Below are 17,218 nucleotides of genomic sequence, written 5' to 3' on the forward strand. Positions count from 1 at the left end.
CGTATTATCAACTTAGATTAAGCAGGAGATAAAGTTATGCTATTAGTCATTGATGTAGGGAATACGAATATCGTCCTCGGGATCTTTAAAGATCAGGAACTCGTGGACCACTGGCGCGTATCGACGGATCGGCTTCGCACGACGGATGAATACGGCGTCCTTATTCGCCATCTCTTTTATTTGAACGGCGTCAATTCAGAAGAAATCGATGCCATCATCATTTCCTCTGTCGTTCCGCCGGTCATGCCGACCCTCGAACGGATGTGCCAGCGCTATTTTGGCCTGACGCCTTTGGTCATTGGCCCGGGCGTCAAGACCGGCATGGATATCAAATATGACAATCCGCGTGAAGTCGGTGCTGACCGCATCGTCAATGCCGTCGCAGCTTATGAAAAGTTCGGCGGTCCGGTCATCATTATCGACTTCGGGACGGCGACGACCTTCTGTGCCGTCGATAAGAAGGGAACCTACCTCGGCGGGGCCATCTGCCCGGGCATCGGTATTTCGACGGATGCCCTGGTACAGCGGACGGCAAAGCTGCCACGTATCGAAGTCGTCCAGGCAGAAAAAGTCATTTGCCGCAATACCGTTGAAAGCATGCAGGCCGGTGTCTTTTACGGCTTCGTCGGCCAGGTCGACGGCATCGTGTCGCGGATGCGGAAGGAACTGGGCTGTAAGGCAAAGGTCGTCGCTACGGGAGGCCTTGCCGTCATCGTGGCTCCGGCGACAGATGCCATCGACGTCGTCGAACCGATGTTGACCTTGGAAGGGCTGAAAATCATTTATGACCGAAACAATTAAGCCTTTTGCCATCGGCAGCGTCGTCCTCGACGCGCCGATTATTCTGGCACCCATGGCCGGTGTCTGTGATGCGCCGTATCGGGTTATTGCTCACCGCTATGGCGCAGCTTTAGTCTGCGCCGAAATGGTAAGCTCTCAAGGGATTCGCTACAGCAATCAACATACGGAAGAATTGCTCCATATTGAAGAAGGGGAGCATCCTTTATCGATGCAGATTTTCGGTTCTGATCCGGAAGTCATGGCCCAGGCGGCTGCTGTCGTCGAAGAAGCCGGCGCCGATATCGTCGACATCAATATGGGCTGCCCGGTAAAGAAGGTCGTCAAAAATGGCGACGGTTCGGCGTTGATGAAGGATCTGCCCTTGGCCGAAAAAATTATACGCGCCGTCGTACAGGCCGTGTCCATTCCCGTCACCGTCAAGATGCGCACGGGCTGGGATGATACTGCCTTCGTGGCGCCGGAACTGGCAAAACGGGCTGAAGATGCCGGTGCCGCTGCCGTTGCCGTCCACGGCCGGACGCGGGATCAGTTTTACAGCGGCAAGGCCGATTGGCAGAAAATCAAGGCGGTTGTCGAGGCCGTATCGATTCCGGTCATCGGCAATGGGGACGTCGTCGACGGCCCGTCGGCGGCAGCTATGATGGCGGAAACGAGATGCCAGGCCGTCATGGTCGGCCGCGGCGCCCAGGGGAATCCTTGGATTTTCCCGCAGATACGCCATTATCTTGAAACGGGCGAAGTCCTGCCGCTGCCGACGCCTAAAGAGAAGTATACCCAGATGCTGGCTCACTTTGAAGCCCTTCTGGCGTATAAGGGGGAATACATCGGCATTCGGGAAATGCGTACTCATGCCGCCTGGTATACCCATGGCCTTCACGGGGCAGCGGCCCTTCGGGAACGGATCAACCGGACCCGGTCGGCTGAGGAATTTCGCGCTGTCGTCGAAGAGATGCTGGCCAAGCTGGGCTGACCGCGGGCAGGCTGTTTTGTTGACATGAAAGACAGATGTGAATATAATTAAAGATACGGTATAAATTAAGCTATAACAGTGACACGCGATTCTATCGCAGGAGGAATAGGAAGACAATGACCAATGAAACGCTGATTACCCAAGAAGGGTTGCAGAAATTAAAAGATGAATTAAATGAACTGAAATCAGTCCGCCGCATTAACGTTTCGCAGCGTATAAAAGAAGCTATCGCCCTCGGTGACTTGAGCGAAAACTCGGAATACGATGACGCCAAAAATGAACAGGCCTTTATCGAAGGCCGTATTGCCGAATTGGAAGGCAAAATCCGGACGGCAAAAATCATCCAGGAAACGGAAGACGGTGCTGCTAAAGTCCGCATCGGCTCTCACGTCATTTTGGAAGACGTCGAAACAGGAGACCGCTTCGACTATACCGTCGTCGGTACGGCTGAAGCCGATCCCTTCAACAACCGGATTTCTAACGAATCCCCGGTAGGTAAAGCGATTCTCGGTCAGAACATCAATCCATCCAATCCGGCAGTCGTTACCGTAAAGGCACCGGCTGGTGAACTCCAGTACCGGATCTTGCCGCCTGATGCAAAATAAACTGTAGGAGGAATATTCATGTCGGATACGAAAGAAAAAGAAATGCCCATGATGGAAGAAGAAAAATTAAATGACCAGATGCAGGTTCGCCGTGAAAAGATGCAGGAATTCATCGATGCCGGCGTCTATCCCTTCGGCCAGAAATATAATTGGGATCACCATGCCCAGGAAGTAAAGGACCAGGCAGAAACCTTAGAAAAAAATGAAACCGTCGTCAGTGTCGCCGGCCGCTTGATGGCCATTCGCCGCCACGGCAAGACGGCTTTCTGCGTCCTTCGTGATTTGAGCGGTGAAATCCAGCTCTATTTCCGTAAAGACGTCCTGGGAGAAGAATCGTACAACTTGTTTAAGCTCCTCGACCTCGGCGATATCGTCGGCGTCGGCGGTACGGTATTCGTTACCCATACCGGCGAAACGACGATCCGCGTTGAATCGTGGCAGCTCCTGTCCAAATCACTCCGTCCGCTGCCGGAAAAATTCCATGGCCTTACGGATAAGGAAACGCGCTATCGTCAGCGCTACCTCGACCTCATCGTCAATCCGGAAGTCACGGATACCTTCGTCAAGCGTTCGAAAATCATCAAAGGCATTCGTAAGTACCTCGATGACCGCAACTTCCTTGAAGTCGAAACGCCGATGCTCCATACCATTGCCGGCGGTGCTGCGGCCCGTCCTTTCAAGACCCATCACAATGCCCTCGATATGGATATCTTCCTGCGCATCGCTCCGGAACTCCACCTCAAACGCCTCCTCGTCGGCGGCTTGGAACGCGTTTTTGAAATGAACCGCTGCTTCCGTAATGAAGGCATCGATACCCGTCATAATCCTGAATTTACGACGGTCGAATTGTACCAGGCTTACGGTGATTTGGAAGATGTCATCAACATTACGGAAGACATGGTCTCTAAATTGGCCGACATGCTGTACGGCACGATGAAGCTGACCTATATCGATAAAGAAATCGATTTGACGCCGCCTTGGGACCGCATGACCATGATCGAAGCCGTTAAGAAATTCAGCGGTGCCGATTTTGAAAATGTCACCGACGTCGAAGTCGCCCGCAAGATGGCCGACGAACACCACGTTGAATACGGCCAGTATGACGGTGTCGGCAAGATCATCAATGCTTTCTTTGAAGCCTTTGTTGAAGAAAACCTCATCCAGCCGACGATTATTACGGGTCATCCCTTGGAAATCTCACCGCTTACCAAGCAGGACCAGGATAATCCGCTCTTGACCTATCGTTTTGAAGCCTTCATCTATGGCCGGGAACTGGCCAACGGCTTCTCGGAATTGAACGACCCTATCGACCAACGCAACCGCTTCATCGAACAGATGAAGGAACGCGAACACGGCGATGACGAAGCTCACCAGATGGATGAAGATTACTGCCGCGCTTTGGAATACGGCTTACCGCCGACAGGCGGCCTTGGGATCGGGATCGACCGCTTAGTCATGTTCTTGACCAACAGCCCGTCTATCCGCGACGTACTGCTCTTCCCCTTGAGCCGTCCGGAACAGCATAAATAATTGTTGCACCCTTTGCCCATGTCAATGGCAAGAAAAGGGCTGTCGTAGGACAGCCCTTTTTTATCACAGCCCATAAAAAGGAGGAACGCTATGAAACGTACCGCACTAGCTGCGTTGGTCTGCTCGGCTTGCCTGGCTTGGAGCTCGGCAGCCGGCGCCGTGCCGACTGAGAACTGGGAAAGCTCCCTGAATGATACGCCGACGGCCCTTGCGGCAGCGATTGGGGAAGAACTTCTTCTCGATAAAGCCGACGAAGCCGATAAAACGACGCCGCCTGCAAAGCCGTCGAAGTCTGCCGAACGTAAAGATTCCGCGAAAAAAGACGGATCTCAAAAGTCGGCAAAATCCGATAAGGCCCAGCCGTCTTCTGACGTGAAAGAGAAAACGCCATCGGATAAGAACGATGCTGCCGATGTTAAAAAAGATGACGCCAAAGACGGTAAAAAATCCGGCTATCACAACGCCGCTCCGGCCAGTGTCCACGCCCTGACGGCGGACGATCAGCGCATCTTCGATTCGCTGGATACGTTAAAGATTGCCCCCTTAGAAGCCAGTGATTTTTACATTGGCAGCATCCGCAGCGGTGACAGCCCGATGAAAGTAAAGCGGATTTTTGGCAATCCCAGCAAATATTCGACCAGCATGCACTATACGTCGATGCAGTATACGGGGAAAGACCTGAAGCTGCGTTTTGCCATCCGCAATAAATTGGCCGACAGCCTGCGCTCTAGCGGCGATTCGCGTAAGAGCGTCCGTCCCGGCGTAGAGTCTGTCTTTTTGACGACCGGGACCAATATCCTCATCGGCCGCGATATGCGCTTGAAGTATCCCATCGAAGTGCTTTTGCGCCAATTCGGCATTCCCGATTCGATGCTGCGCGATACCGATGCCAACGTCTATTACGTGACCTATGAAAGCCCGAAAAAAGACGCTATGTATGTCTTTGCCGTCGGCAATCGGCGCGTGGAAAGGGTAGCCCTCATGCCGGTCCGGCCGCCTTATATCACCAGCGAACCGGCCAAAGACCCGAAGAAATTGACCGAACGGGACTTTACCCTCATGGGCTTTGGACTGAACCAGCCTTTTGAAGCCAATAAGTACAATATGTGGAACAAGCTGGTCAAACGCAATAACAGTAGTTTTTGGCTCTACGGGGATTACGGTGTCGAAGTAGACCGACGCAATATGATTCAGAAAGTATTCCTCCTGACCAATAATGGCTATACCAGCCGCGGCGCGACCCTGGGGTATCACGTGTCGACCATTCTGGCACTGTATGGCCGTCCGGACCGCGTCGAATGGGGCCCGGATAAGGAAAAATCCGTCGATGCCTATTACTATGACAGCCCTTATCAAAAAGGCGTGTCTCTGGTCATCATCATGCGCCACAATGAGCCCTATGTCGACGATATTATCCTGACGTCGACGCCGATTAAGAATATCCAGGACCCGATGGAGCGTTACGGATTAAAGTGAGGATGCGTACCGTTTTTGCATATGTGTGAAGAAAATAGTGAAAATGCTTTACTTATATGATGAAAGTTGGGTATAATAAAATAAATAAATTAAATATCTTAAGAAAACGAAGGTGATTTTCATGGTTACAGATGCAGATGTTTTAAAACGATGGAAGTACATTGCCCAGGACGATGAAAAACTGTTGATTATCATTGGCAGTCCCGGTTCGGGTAAGAGCCAGCTCATCCGTGAACTGACGTATCAAGACGGTTGGAAGATTTGTGAAGCCCGTGAACTCTTTGATGACGAATTTTTGGAAATACCTCGTGCCGACCGTCCGGATAAAGCCATTACCCTTGTCTCCGCAGCGATTCATCGTCTCAATGCCCGTGTTGTTATGATTGATAACGTTGAATTTATGTTTGCGCCTATTTTGAATCTCGATCCTGTGGCAATGCTGAAGAAACTGAGCCGCGAATGCCCGATTATCGTCAGCTGGCGCGGTAGCTTGGAAGGCAATACCTTGTATTTTGAACACAATGGGGATCCTAAGTATGCCAAGTTTGTCATCGACAACCCCAATCATGTCATTTCTCTCGACGACTGAGAGAGTCCTGTAATTTAAAAAATAGTTACCTTTTCGCAATCGTTTTTTCATAAATACCCTTTAGAATAAAGGCTGTCCAAAAGGCTCGTTGCCTTCGCGGACAGCCTTTTTTTTTATCAGCCAGTGTGGTATACTCTTTTAGTATTGTAAGGTTTTTGGTAGGACGATCAAAGCGAAAAGGAGATAAAACAATGAGTGATTCTATTATTGCCATTATCTTGGGGATTGTCGAAGGCTTCACCGAGTATCTGCCGGTATCTTCGACGGGACATATGATCCTTGTCGGGGATATGTTGGGATTTACCGGTCCCCGGGCCAGCGTATTTGAGATTTTCATCCAGTTAGGTGCCATTCTGTCGGTGGTCATCATTTACAAAGAAAAATTTAACCGCATGCTCCATCAGTACCGCTGCTGGGACCTCCTGCAGCCGAAGAACTGGTTTCGCAACGATACGGGCCTGACCCTGGCTCATATCGCCGCCGGCATCGTCCCGGTCATGGGCATCGGCTATTTAGCGCATCATGCCATTAAGACCTATCTCTTCTCGGCCGGAACGGTCATCATCGGCCTCATCATCGGCGGTCTGTTCATGCTGCTGGCTGAAAAGCACGGTACGAAAACGGTCTGTGACGACGTCGAAAAAATGACCATTGCCCAGGCCTTTTTAACGGGGATCTTTCAGATCTTGGCCTTATGGCCCGGCTTCTCCCGGTCCGGATCGACCATCGCCGGCGGCCTGTTCTTAGGCCTTAGCCGAAAGGCGGCAGCAGACTTTTCCTTCATCATTGCCGTACCGGTCATGATCGTAGCCTGCTTCTACGACCTCTTGAAGAGCCTGAGCGACCTTAGCAGCAACGATTTGATCATGATCGTCATCGGTTTTATTACGGCTTTTATTGTCGCCTACGTCTCGGTCTTGTGGTTCCTTAAATTCATGAACAAGTCGACACTGGCCTCTTTTGCCTACTATCGATTCGTCGTGGCTGTCATTTCCTTCGTTTATTTCTTTATTCTTTCTTAATCGAAAAAAATACTGCCGCCTGGCGGTCTTATCTTGGATGATAAGCCGGCAGGGGCAGTATTTTTTTTACTTCTTTATAACGTTTAGGAGCCGCTGCTCGATAATTGTTCGAACTCGGCGATCAATTGGTTTAAGACGGGGACGATATTGTCGTCATCGATGTCGGCACGAAAGGCTTCCATCATATTAGGGAAGAAAATATAGAGTCCCTGCATGTAGATATAGTAATAATACTGCAGGTCGTCGTGACTCATGATGGTCGAGGATAAGGCGTCATTGACGGCAAAGTTCAGGTCATAAAAATCAAGAATTTCATTTTTGAAGCGGTCTACATCGAGTTCGCCTCGGGCGTAATCATCCATGAGGTGGCCGCCCATCTCGCTGAGGGCGTCGGCGACATCAGAAAGATTGTCCGGGACGGTAAGTCCTTCGTCTTCCATGATGTGCGTCAAGGTGTGAAGCGATGTAATCAGGGATTCGCAGAAAAAATTGAAGGTCAGGGCTCCTTCTGAGCCCTTCAGATTCGTAAAGACAGTAGATTCCATGAAAGCCTCCTTGAGGGTAATTTTTCTTATTATACCATATTTTAAGCGAAATGAATTGAATCATGCCCTTTAATATAGTACGATAGTAGGGAGAATCTCATGTAGGAGGTAGTGTTGGTGGCTCAAAAAAATAAAAAGATTCAACTAAAGAAACGTTCCCGCCAGTCGGCTCGGATCCACCGCGGCCTGGCCATGCCTGTCGGTCCCGGCAGTGAAAACAGTTTAGTCAGCTTTCGCGATTTTGCCGATCTGAAGGCTAAATATTTTCGCTTTACCGGCCGTATTCAGCGCCGTCCCTTTTTGGCACGGACGTTGATTTTGATGGTGGCCCAATTTATGTTTTCTCTGATCCTTTACAGCAAAATCATCGAGTCCATTTTGATTGGTCACGAAGATTATGCCATTATTTTCGGACTCATCTTTTTGGTATTGACGGTTCCTACGGTGTGGGCTCATCTATCCCTCGGTACCCGGCGTTTTCATGACCTCAATAAACCGGGTGCCTTGTTTGCCATTCCGTATATCGCCTATCTGGCAAGTTATATCCTGCCGGTCCTCGCCTTTGATACGGCAGCCTTGGCCGCCCAGTCGATCATGGCTGTGTGCTACCTGGGCCTGGCGACGGTAAAGGGGACCGATGGCGACAATGCCTATGGTCCGGAACGGGCGCGGTAGAATGGCTTCTTGTCGGACCCGTTGAAACAGCGAGGGGAAACGCCCTATCATAAAGGCCGTGCATGGTTGACACCGTCAGGATGCAGCGGCCTTTTTAGGTGCATCTATGGACAGGGGACGTTATTGCCTGTATAATATTCAAGAATATAGCCTTTTTTCTTACGTGAGGAGACTTAGTATGACAATACCTATGATAAAGACGGACCACCTGTGCCATACCTATGAAGATGAAGATGGCAAGGTTGTCTATGCCTTAAAGGACATTTCGCTGACCGTCGAAAAGGGCGAATTCGTAGCCATTATCGGTACCAACGGTTCTGGGAAGTCGACCCTTGCCAAGCACTTTAACGTCCTGCTTACGCCGACGTCAGGCACGTGTGAAGTCTGTGGGATGCGGACCGATGAGGCTGAGAATATATGGAAGATACGCCAGCACGTCGGCATGGTTTTCCAAAACCCGGACAATCAAATTGTCGCCGCTGTCGTTGAAGAAGACGTCGCCTTCGGACCGGAAAACCTCGGCATTCCGTCCGATGAAATCAAGTCCCGGGTCAGCGATGCCTTAAAACGGGTCAATATGACGATTTATGCTAAACACGGGCCGCACCTCTTGAGCGGCGGTCAAAAACAGCGCATTGCCATTGCCGGAATCCTGGCCATGCAGTGTGACTGCATCGTCCTTGATGAACCGACGGCTATGCTCGACCCCGTGGGTCGTAAAGAAGTCATGGATACCCTCCATCAACTGAACCGGGAAGGCATTACGGTCATCATCATTACGCACTTCATGGAAGAAGCGGTCCAGGCGGAACGGGTCGTCGTCATCGATAAGGCGGAAGTCAAGATGGACGGTGAGCCGCGGGACGTCTTTTCAAAGGTCAAAGAACTGAAGGACATGGGCCTTGATGTGCCCGTCGCCGCAGAATTGGCGGACCGGCTGCGCCAAAAGGGCCTGACCCTTCCGGCATCGATTATCACGGAAAAGGAATTGGGAGACGCATTATGTCAATTAAGTTAACGAATGTGAGCCATACGTATGGTGTCGGGACGCCCTTTGAAAAAACGGCCCTCCACGATACGAATGTGGAGATTCATGAGGGAGAATTCATCGGGATCATCGGTCACACCGGCTCGGGAAAGTCGACGCTGGTCCAGATTTTAAACGGACTCATAAAGCCTACGAACGGCTCGGTTACCGTCGACGGTACGGATATCGGGAAGAATACGAAAGAAGCCTTGGCAGTGCGCCATAAGGTGGGCATGGTCTTTCAGTACCCCGAATATCAGCTCTTTGAAGAAACGATTGCCCGCGACATTGCCTTCGGTCCTCGGAATTTCGGCCTCAGTGAGACCGAAGTCGAGGATCGGGTCAAGGAAGCCATGGATTTTGTCGGCCTTGACTATGATACCTATGCCAACCGCTCGCCCTTTCGGTTGAGTGGCGGTCAGATGCGGCGCGTGGCCATTGCCGGCGTCATTGCCATTCATCCGGCCTACCTCATCCTCGACGAACCGTCAGCCGGCCTCGATCCCGTCGGACGGCGGGAAATTTTTTCCGAGATCCAGCGCTGGCATAAGGAAAAAGGCGTTACGGTCATCCTGGTTTCCCATAATATGGAAGATATATCGCAGATGGCCAGCCGACTCCTGGTCCTTTCTCAGGGCCATATCGTCCTCGACGGCGAACCCCTGTCGATTTTTGCGCAGCACGGGGACGAGCTGCAACAAGCCGGCGTCGCCGTTCCGCCGGTAAACGGCGTCCTTCAATATCTGAAGGGACGGGGCCTTGCCGTCGACGACCGGGTACGGACGGTAGAACAAGGCGCCGAGGCTATTTACGACTGCTTGAAAGGAGGGACGGGCCATGCTCACTGATATCACACTGGGGCAGTATTTTCCGGGGACGTCTTTCCTGCACCGCCTCGATCCGCGGGTAAAAATCATCGCCGTAATGATTTTCATCGTCGCCATCTTTTTGGCAAATTCCCTGGAGTCCTACGGTATCGTCACGGCTTTTGTGGCCTTGAATTTTGCCATTTCCCGGCTGCCGGTGCGGTTCATTTTTAAATCGTTGAAACCCTTGTGGGTCATCATTATCTTTACCATGGCCGTCCACGTCTTTGCGACGCCCGGTGACGTCCTTTGGCAGTACGGCGTGCTGCACATTACCAAAGAAGGGCTGTACCAAGGGGCTTTGATGACGGCCCGCCTGGTATTCCTCATCGTTTTTTCGTCCCTGTTGACGTATACGACGTCGCCCATCGTCTTGACCGACGGCATCGAACACCTCTTGAATCCCTTTAAGCGGATCGGCGTGCCGGCTCATGAACTGGCCATGATGATGACCATTGCACTGCGCTTTATTCCGACGCTCTTGGAAGAAACGGACCGCATCATGAAGGCCCAGACGGCAAGAGGGGCCAACTTTACCAGCGGTAGCCTCATCCAGCGCGGCAAGAGCATGATCCCTCTCTTGGTGCCGCTTTTTGTCAGTGCTTTTCGCCGGGCCGACGATCTGGCGACGGCCATGGAAGCCCGCTGTTATCGCGGCGGCGAAGGGCGGACGCGGATGAATGAATTGTCCTGCACCTATCGTGATGCCATTGCTATGGCGGCCGTCCTCATCGTGACGGCCATCCTGGCGGCTATGCGGTGGTTGTAATGGCCAAGAAAAATATTTGCCTCGTCGTGGCCTACGACGGTACGGATTTTCACGGCTTTCAGCGCCAGACCAATGCCGCTTCGATCCAGGCCTGTATCGAACAAGGCTTGTCGGCCATCTTTCAGTCGCCAATTACGATTTACGGAGCGGCTCGGACCGATGCCGGCGTCCATGCCCGCGGTCAGGTCGTCAACTTCTATGGAGAAGGTTCGATTCCGACGGAAAAGATTCCCTATGCCATGAAAGGCTATTTGCCGACGGAAATTGCCGTTCTCTCAGCCCGTGAAATGCCGGAACACTTCAGCGTCCGTCATGACAACGTCGGCAAGCATTACCGCTATACCATCGACAACAATCGGATGCATGATCCCTTTGCCTTGCGATACGCCTGGTTCATCCGCAAGCCCCTCGACCGGGAGGCCATGAAGGAAGGGGCAGCCATCCTCTTGGGAACCCATGATTTTTCCGCTTTTGAAGGGCAGAATACGACGCCCATGAATCCTGTGAAGACGATGTATTCCATCACCTTCCATGATCGGGGGCACCTTCTCGATATCGATGTCGTCGGCGACGGCTTTTTATATCACATGGTGCGCAATATTGCCGGCGGTCTCGTCGATATCGGACTCCATCGCATCACGCCGGATCGTTTTCGGGATATCCTGGAAGGCGGCGACCGGACAAAGCTCGGTGCGACGGCGCCGGCTCAAGGGCTTTGCTTAGAAACGGTCTTTTATGATGAAAAAGAACTGGAACTTCGTATCAAATCCCTGGAAAATTAATCATTTATGGCTGTTTTGCGGTATTTCTTGCCAATAAAAAACAAAAAAACAAAATAATATGGTATAATAAATGCGAATAGAACAATCCCGTTTTTTTTGCCGGAGGTGAGGCCCATGCTGACGAGTTTATTAGCTGCTATCACTAAGGGACAGGATCTTAGCGATAGAGAAACTTCTTTTGTGATGGAACAAATCATGGAAGGCGCCATGTCTGATATTCAACTGGCGGCATTCCTGGCTGCCCTGACGACTAAGGGAGCCTCTCAGCGGGAAGTGATCGCCCTCGCCCGGACGATGCGGGAATACAGCATGAATGTACCTTGCAGCGATGATGTCTTTGACATCGTCGGCACGGGCGGCGGCCGTATGAAGACCTTCAACATTTCAACGACGGCCGCTTTTGTCATCGCCGCCGGCGGGGTTCGCGTCGCCAAGCACGGCAATCGGGCGAAGACGTCGCGCAGCGGGTCGGCCGATCTCCTGGAAGCCTTGGGGGCCAATATCTTTCTCAGTCCCGAAAGCTGCCTTATTATGTTGGAAGAGCTCGGTCTTTGCTACTTTTATACGCGTTACTATTACTATATGATGAAACGTATCGATGTCGTCCGCGAACAGATGGGGATCGGAACGGTCTTTGACGTCCTTCGGCCCTTGACCAATCCCGCTCATGCCGCTTATGAAATCCTCGGCGTCAGCGAAGCCCATTTAGTCGAACCCATGGCCCATGTCTTAGCCGCTCTCGGTGTCCGACACGGCATGGTCGTCTATGGCCGGGACGGCAGTGATGAGATCTCGGCGGCAGCGCCGACGACGATTTGTGAATTTACGCCGGGTTCTTTTGAGACTTATGAAGTGCGGCCTGAAGACTTTACCCTGCCCGTAGCCGCGCGTCAGGAGTTGGAAGGCGGCGTTCCGAAAGACAATGCCCTCATCACGCGGCGCATTTTTGATGGGGAAAAGAGCGGAGCCCGGACGGCCGTTCTACTCAATGCCGGTGCTGGCCTCTATATTGGCGGTCAGGCTCCTGATTTTGCCTCCGGTGTCCGCAAAGCGGCCCGAATCATCGACAGCGGCTCAGCCCGTCAGAAACTGGACGATTTCATCGTCATGAGCCACCGGTTGGGCGAAGCCGAAAAAATGGAACTCATAGCAGACAGAGACCCTGAAGATGTGGTATAATGAAGGGTAATGAAAATTTGATTATTACGTGAGGATCGCATTTCTATGAATGATAAATATTTAGGCTGGCTCCTTCATATCGGTGGGGGCTTATTAGTCATTTTAATGTTGCTATCGATTCAACTCATGGCGCCTGATTTCTACTCGACGATGTACCGTTTGACGGCCAGTGGTGATTTGGATGGCTTGGCTGACTATATTGCTTCCTTCGGATTTTATGCCGTCGGGCTCAGTATCTTCCTGATCGCCTTCGTCAATGCCATCGGCCTGCCGTCGATTCCGTTCCTGACGGTAAACGGCATCATCTTCGGCCTAATTCCGGGGATCCTCATCTCCTGGGTCGGCGAAGTCATTGGGATTGAAATCAGCTTCCGCCTGACGAGGACCTTGCTCCGCAAGCAGGCCCAGAAGGTTATTTCGCGGAGTAAGATGCTCGAGAAACTCGATTCGTACAGCTGTATCCGTACGGTCATGATGGGGCGGGCCATTCCGTACGCACCGAATGTCGTCGTTACGGCTTTCAGCGCCCTCAGCCATATCTCTTATCGTGACCACTTCATCGCCAACGTGCTGGGGAAGTTCCCTGCCGTCTTAGTCGAAGTCTGGCTCGGTCATGATTTGCTCCGCATTCAGGAACATTGGGGCCGCCTCATAGTCCTGGTTGCCATCGTCGCCTTTATTTACGTGATTATCTGGTGGCGAAAGCGCTATATCAAAAAAAAGCGACCGTACTGCAGTAAAGAAAGCTCTTAAAAAGCGTTGTCTCTCAGAGGCAGCGCTTTTTTGATGGAAGCTGGTATTTATCCGCCGGAAGGCATAAAAAAAGAACTGCCGCCAAGCGACAGTTCTTTAACATCCGGTTGAAGCGGATTATTTTGCGAAATAACGAGCCAAGAGGCCATCGAAGACGCGGCCGTGACGAGCTTCGTCTTTTGCCATTTCATGGACCGTATCGTGGATAGCGTCGAGGTTGAGCTGTTTAGCGAGGGTAGCCAGTTCTTTTTTACCAGCGCAGGCACCCTGTTCAGCAGCAGCGCGGAGTTCGAGGTTTTTCTTCGTATCCGGCGTAACGACTTCGCCGAGGAGTTCAGCAAATTTTGCTGCGTGTTCAGCTTCTTCAAAAGCGATGCGTTTGTAGGCTTCAGAAACTTCCGGATAGCCCTGACGGTCAGCAACACGGCTCATAGCGAGGTACATGCCGACTTCGCTGCATTCGCCAGTAAAGTTGAGGTGGAGGCCTTCGATAATGCGTTCGTCAACGCCTTCAGCGACACCTACGCGATGTTCGTCAGCATATTCTTTTACGCCGGCAACGAGTTCTGTGAATTTCGATTTCGGAGCGCCGCACTGAGGACACTTTTCCGGAGCTTCCGTACCTTCATAAACATAACCGCAGATGCTGCATACAAATTTTTTCATCATTCATTCCTCCTGATTGATTCGTTTTTTATTTCTGTAATCGTAACAAATAGAACGTATTTGTTACGGAATTATTATAGCAAAGGGATAGGGCAAAATCAAGGATAATTTGTAAATAATTTTAATTGATAAGTATTATTGATAAGTATTATTGATTAAATAATGAAAGCCGAAAGCGGAGAAAAAGCCTTTTATTGCATTTTATACATCAGTCTTATATAATAAGGATAGTATCCATAAAACAGAGAACGATGCCGTTCGTAGATAGATGTAAATTTTGACGTGGAGGTACGCCTATGTGGAATAAAAAGGTTTCTTGCCTGCTCGCAGTGTTGGCCCTGTGTGGTACGATGGCTGCCGGTGCAGCAGATTACACGGTTTTGGAAAAGGCCGATAAAGTAGAAACGACGATTTACGGGACGACCCAGACGGGGTCCTTGAATGACCGGATTGCGTCGGTCGATAAACTGCTCAACGGCAAGTCGACCGTTTCCGGTAGTTTACAGGATAAAGCCAATTCGTTATATAAAGATGTATATGGCAACTCCGGGTCAGACCTGTCCTTGCTCACGGCTGTCAACCTCCTGCAGTGGCAGTATTCCGGCCAGATTACGACAGAACCGATTTTAGTTCGTGTCGAATCGATGGAACAGGATATCGACGGCAAGACCATGGCCGGTTCCTTGGAAGGGCGAGTCATGGCCCTCCGTCGAGCACTCTTGGGCAATACCAAATATATTTCTCAGCGTGTCATCATTCCGGCCAATACCCTGGTTACCATGACCAACCTCGACGAACTGAATTCCAAGACGATTCAAGAAGGCGATGTCGTACGCTTTACTGTTGCTGATGACGTCCTTGTCGGCGATGTCATTGCCATTCCCCGCGGCATGGAAGTAAACGGGACGGTTACCAAGGCCCGTAAATCAGGCCGCTTTGGCAAAGACGGAAAGATCGAAATCATGTACGATAACGTTCGCGCAGCGGACGGTTCGCCAGTGGCCCTTATGGTCGGTGATAAGACCAAGGATCAGTATAAACGGACGGCCGGTGCTGTCGGCGCTTCGGCTGCCGGTGCCGTCATCTTAGGTCCAGTCGGCTTAGTCGGCGGTCTCTTTGTTCATGGTAACGAAGTCGATATTCCGGCAGGAACGACGATGTATGCCGAAACGAAGGCCAATACAGAAGTCGTCGGCTTTAAGGAAAACGGCGTCATGGACGACATGGAAACGGCCGATATGGCGGCTAGCGGTGTAACCGTTCCGTCGTTCAATCCTGTCAGTGACAGCGATGTCGACGACAGTGCCGCTGACGAACATGACAGTGACAGCAGCGGCGGCGATTTGCAGGCCGGCCTCAAGGCCGGGACGGTAACGCCTGTCGATTTAGAAAATACCAACCACGATGATGAAGCCGAAACAGTCGTCAAGATTCAATCGAATACAGCAGGTGACGCGAATGAATAAAACATGGACAGCGGCGATGGTCGCTGCCTTGCTGCCGCTGACCCTTTCAATCAGGGCAGCCGGTACGGATCAACTTTATACCGATAATACCATGGCCGTTCCGGTAACGGAAAAGACGGTTATTCCCGTTGATTTGGATAAGGCCTCGACGGCGCAGGATGTGGTCCTGCCCCAGCAGCCGGTCCATATGACGGCCGATAACCTCTTGGTCCGCAACTCCGATGGGTATGTGAAGAGCCGGGGGAACGTCGATATTCAGCAGGGGATGGAAGAAGTCCATGCCAACTACGTCGAAGGCAATACCAATACCGGTATCTATCATACGACAGGTCCCGTCGTCTATGTAAACGAGACCAATGCCTTGACGGGGAAAGATATTACCTATAACAGTAAGACCAGCAGCATGAGTATGGATAATATCGAAGGCTTTATCGGTCCCATGACGTATATTCGCGGGACCGATGCCGAAATGTATGACAACATCGGCTATGTAAAGCACGGCCTCATTACGACGCCTCATGCCGTCGCGAAGACGCCGGACTATTACATTACCGGTGACGATATCCGCATTTATCCCGGCGAAAAGTTTACCTCTGAAAATACGGCCCTGTGGTTTAAGCACATCCGCCTGTTTACCTATGGCCACTACGAAGGCCGCCTCGATAATCGAAAGAATTCGCGGCCCTATCTCTTTACCCTGCTGCCCCGTCCGACCTATAACAGTGACGATGGCTTCGGTGTTAGAGGCTATGCCGACATACCCCTCAATGAGTCCGGTGATCTGAGCTTCCACGGAAGTTATGCCTTAAACAGCAAGAATGGCTTCAAACCGGCCGCCCGAATCCAGAAGGACACGGGATTTGGTACCTTCCGCTTTGGCTACAGCCAGGAAGAAAGTACCGATAATGATGATAATATCTGGGCTACGAAGTGGCCGGAACTCGAGTATTTTGCGCCTCGTCTCAATTTGGGGACGACGGGAATTTACATCGATTCCCGGGCCAGCTGGGGCCGCTGGGCTGAAGACGGCGTCAAGACCGGCACCCATAAAGGCTTCCGGACGGAAATCACGCACGTGCCCATTCCCTTGTGGACTAAGGCTAACCTGCGCTTCTTTGCCGGCTACCGCAAGGACTTGTATTCGACGAAGGATGCCCAGCGCCGCGATCCTTATTCGGGGGTTATCCTCAATCAAGGCATCAACGATCACCTGTGGACCAGTTTTTGGTATAAGAAGCATAACGTCAGCGGCTACACGCCGTATCGCTTCGATACCCTGGACAAACCTCGTCAGAAAGGCTTCTCTGTCGGCTATGTCCTGACCCCACGGGATACGGTCATCTTCTCTTTGGCGCAGAATCTCGATAATAACGACATTGCCACCCGAAATTATACCTGGGTTCGCGATCTCCACTCTTTTATCGCTATCATTACCTACAAGCAGGTCGAAAAGCAGTGGGAAGTTAAGGTACAGGCCAAGGACTTTGACTTATAGCC

At 51.4% G+C, this 17,218-nt stretch carries 18 protein-coding genes; 16 read left to right on the top strand and 2 right to left on the bottom strand.

What is annotated here, in order from left to right; all coding sequences use genetic code 11:
• Positions 1-36: 36 nt before the first annotated feature.
• From HMPREF3201_RS01760 to HMPREF3201_RS01790, 7 genes are all read left to right on the top strand, one after another.
• Complete coding sequence (locus tag HMPREF3201_RS01760) at positions 37-801, top strand: type III pantothenate kinase (protein ID WP_062411447.1); 765 nt, start codon at positions 37-39, stop codon at positions 799-801.
• Entirely contained in the window at positions 785-1,771 is a 987-nt protein-coding gene (gene dusB, locus HMPREF3201_RS01765; RefSeq protein ID WP_062411448.1) for a tRNA dihydrouridine synthase DusB, read from the top strand. The genes HMPREF3201_RS01760 and dusB overlap by 17 nt, the downstream gene beginning before the upstream one ends.
• 116 nt (positions 1,772-1,887) lie before the next feature.
• On the top strand, positions 1,888-2,376 hold the full coding sequence (gene greA, locus HMPREF3201_RS01770) for a transcription elongation factor GreA (protein WP_044504579.1): 489 nt from the start codon (positions 1,888-1,890) through the stop codon (positions 2,374-2,376).
• An 18-nt stretch (positions 2,377-2,394) separates the two neighbouring features.
• Positions 2,395-3,906, top strand: coding sequence for a lysine--tRNA ligase (gene lysS, locus HMPREF3201_RS01775; protein ID WP_062411449.1), 1,512 nt, complete (start codon positions 2,395-2,397; stop codon positions 3,904-3,906).
• 90 nt (positions 3,907-3,996) lie between these two features.
• Entirely contained in the window at positions 3,997-5,382 is a 1,386-nt protein-coding gene (locus HMPREF3201_RS01780) for a hypothetical protein (RefSeq protein WP_062411450.1), read from the top strand.
• A 121-nt stretch (positions 5,383-5,503) separates the two neighbouring features.
• Positions 5,504-5,971, top strand: a complete 468-nt coding sequence (brxF, locus tag HMPREF3201_RS01785; protein WP_044504575.1) for a BREX-3 system P-loop-containing protein BrxF — start codon at positions 5,504-5,506, stop codon at positions 5,969-5,971.
• A gap of 191 nt (positions 5,972-6,162) precedes the next feature.
• Positions 6,163-6,993, top strand: a complete 831-nt coding sequence (locus tag HMPREF3201_RS01790) for an undecaprenyl-diphosphate phosphatase (protein WP_062411451.1) — start codon at positions 6,163-6,165, stop codon at positions 6,991-6,993.
• A gap of 83 nt (positions 6,994-7,076) precedes the next feature.
• On the opposite strand, the gene HMPREF3201_RS01795 is transcribed toward HMPREF3201_RS01790, so the two are convergent.
• Complete coding sequence (locus tag HMPREF3201_RS01795) at positions 7,077-7,538, bottom strand: hypothetical protein (RefSeq protein ID WP_062411452.1); 462 nt, start codon at positions 7,536-7,538, stop codon at positions 7,077-7,079.
• Positions 7,539-7,655: 117 nt separating this feature from the next.
• Between HMPREF3201_RS01795 and HMPREF3201_RS01800 the strand changes: the two genes are divergently transcribed.
• From HMPREF3201_RS01800 to HMPREF3201_RS01830, 7 genes are all read left to right on the top strand, one after another.
• On the top strand, positions 7,656-8,213 hold the full coding sequence (locus HMPREF3201_RS01800; RefSeq protein WP_062411453.1) for a DUF805 domain-containing protein: 558 nt from the start codon (positions 7,656-7,658) through the stop codon (positions 8,211-8,213).
• A gap of 178 nt (positions 8,214-8,391) precedes the next feature.
• The gene (locus HMPREF3201_RS01805; protein WP_062411454.1) at positions 8,392-9,231 is read left to right on the top strand and encodes an energy-coupling factor transporter ATPase; all 840 of its coding nucleotides are present in this window, start codon (positions 8,392-8,394) and stop codon (positions 9,229-9,231) included.
• Positions 9,216-10,088, top strand: coding sequence for an energy-coupling factor transporter ATPase (locus tag HMPREF3201_RS01810; protein ID WP_062411455.1), 873 nt, complete (start codon positions 9,216-9,218; stop codon positions 10,086-10,088). The genes HMPREF3201_RS01805 and HMPREF3201_RS01810 overlap by 16 nt, the downstream gene beginning before the upstream one ends.
• Positions 10,078-10,875, top strand: coding sequence for an energy-coupling factor transporter transmembrane component T family protein (locus HMPREF3201_RS01815; protein ID WP_062411456.1), 798 nt, complete (start codon positions 10,078-10,080; stop codon positions 10,873-10,875). The genes HMPREF3201_RS01810 and HMPREF3201_RS01815 overlap by 11 nt, the downstream gene beginning before the upstream one ends.
• Positions 10,875-11,657 carry a tRNA pseudouridine(38-40) synthase TruA gene (gene truA, locus HMPREF3201_RS01820; protein WP_062411457.1) on the top strand — a complete coding sequence of 261 codons (783 nt, stop codon included), beginning with the start codon at positions 10,875-10,877 and terminating at the stop codon, positions 11,655-11,657. The genes HMPREF3201_RS01815 and truA overlap by 1 nt, the downstream gene beginning before the upstream one ends.
• 114 nt (positions 11,658-11,771) lie before the next feature.
• The gene (gene trpD / locus HMPREF3201_RS01825) at positions 11,772-12,836 is read left to right on the top strand and encodes an anthranilate phosphoribosyltransferase (RefSeq protein WP_062411458.1); all 1,065 of its coding nucleotides are present in this window, start codon (positions 11,772-11,774) and stop codon (positions 12,834-12,836) included.
• A 45-nt stretch (positions 12,837-12,881) separates the two neighbouring features.
• Positions 12,882-13,589, top strand: a complete 708-nt coding sequence (locus HMPREF3201_RS01830) for a TVP38/TMEM64 family protein (RefSeq protein WP_062411459.1) — start codon at positions 12,882-12,884, stop codon at positions 13,587-13,589.
• 117 nt (positions 13,590-13,706) lie between these two features.
• Here HMPREF3201_RS01830 and HMPREF3201_RS01835 read toward each other — a convergent pair whose 3' ends face one another.
• Entirely contained in the window at positions 13,707-14,255 is a 549-nt protein-coding gene (locus HMPREF3201_RS01835) for a rubredoxin-like domain-containing protein (RefSeq protein WP_062411460.1), read from the bottom strand.
• A gap of 296 nt (positions 14,256-14,551) precedes the next feature.
• Here HMPREF3201_RS01835 and HMPREF3201_RS01840 point away from each other — a divergent pair, with 296 nt between their 5' ends.
• Complete coding sequence (locus HMPREF3201_RS01840) at positions 14,552-15,721, top strand: hypothetical protein (RefSeq protein WP_062411461.1); 1,170 nt, start codon at positions 14,552-14,554, stop codon at positions 15,719-15,721.
• Positions 15,714-17,216, top strand: a complete 1,503-nt coding sequence (locus HMPREF3201_RS01845; RefSeq protein WP_062411462.1) for an LPS-assembly protein LptD — start codon at positions 15,714-15,716, stop codon at positions 17,214-17,216. The genes HMPREF3201_RS01840 and HMPREF3201_RS01845 overlap by 8 nt, the downstream gene beginning before the upstream one ends.
• Positions 17,217-17,218 lie beyond the last annotated feature (2 nt).

It is taken from the genome of Megasphaera sp. MJR8396C, from assembly GCF_001546855.1.
Classification (GTDB): domain Bacteria; phylum Bacillota; class Negativicutes; order Veillonellales; family Megasphaeraceae; genus Megasphaera.

Coding starts and splice junctions, on each gene's coding strand:
- HMPREF3201_RS01830 (WP_062411459.1), top strand. CDS start 12,882: ATGAATGATAAATATTTAGGCTGGCTCCTTCATATCGGTGGGGGCTTA.
- HMPREF3201_RS01835 (WP_062411460.1), bottom strand. CDS start 14,255: ATGAAAAAATTTGTATGCAGCATCTGCGGTTATGTTTATGAAGGTACG.
- HMPREF3201_RS01760 (WP_062411447.1), top strand. CDS start 37: ATGCTATTAGTCATTGATGTAGGGAATACGAATATCGTCCTCGGGATC.
- HMPREF3201_RS01845 (WP_062411462.1), top strand. CDS start 15,714: ATGAATAAAACATGGACAGCGGCGATGGTCGCTGCCTTGCTGCCGCTG.
- HMPREF3201_RS01780 (WP_062411450.1), top strand. CDS start 3,997: ATGAAACGTACCGCACTAGCTGCGTTGGTCTGCTCGGCTTGCCTGGCT.
- HMPREF3201_RS01815 (WP_062411456.1), top strand. CDS start 10,078: ATGCTCACTGATATCACACTGGGGCAGTATTTTCCGGGGACGTCTTTC.
- trpD (WP_062411458.1), top strand. CDS start 11,772: ATGCTGACGAGTTTATTAGCTGCTATCACTAAGGGACAGGATCTTAGC.
- HMPREF3201_RS01840 (WP_062411461.1), top strand. CDS start 14,552: ATGTGGAATAAAAAGGTTTCTTGCCTGCTCGCAGTGTTGGCCCTGTGT.
- brxF (WP_044504575.1), top strand. CDS start 5,504: ATGGTTACAGATGCAGATGTTTTAAAACGATGGAAGTACATTGCCCAG.
- lysS (WP_062411449.1), top strand. CDS start 2,395: ATGTCGGATACGAAAGAAAAAGAAATGCCCATGATGGAAGAAGAAAAA.
- HMPREF3201_RS01790 (WP_062411451.1), top strand. CDS start 6,163: ATGAGTGATTCTATTATTGCCATTATCTTGGGGATTGTCGAAGGCTTC.
- HMPREF3201_RS01795 (WP_062411452.1), bottom strand. CDS start 7,538: ATGGAATCTACTGTCTTTACGAATCTGAAGGGCTCAGAAGGAGCCCTG.
- dusB (WP_062411448.1), top strand. CDS start 785: ATGACCGAAACAATTAAGCCTTTTGCCATCGGCAGCGTCGTCCTCGAC.
- truA (WP_062411457.1), top strand. CDS start 10,875: ATGGCCAAGAAAAATATTTGCCTCGTCGTGGCCTACGACGGTACGGAT.
- HMPREF3201_RS01805 (WP_062411454.1), top strand. CDS start 8,392: ATGACAATACCTATGATAAAGACGGACCACCTGTGCCATACCTATGAA.
- HMPREF3201_RS01810 (WP_062411455.1), top strand. CDS start 9,216: ATGTCAATTAAGTTAACGAATGTGAGCCATACGTATGGTGTCGGGACG.
- greA (WP_044504579.1), top strand. CDS start 1,888: ATGACCAATGAAACGCTGATTACCCAAGAAGGGTTGCAGAAATTAAAA.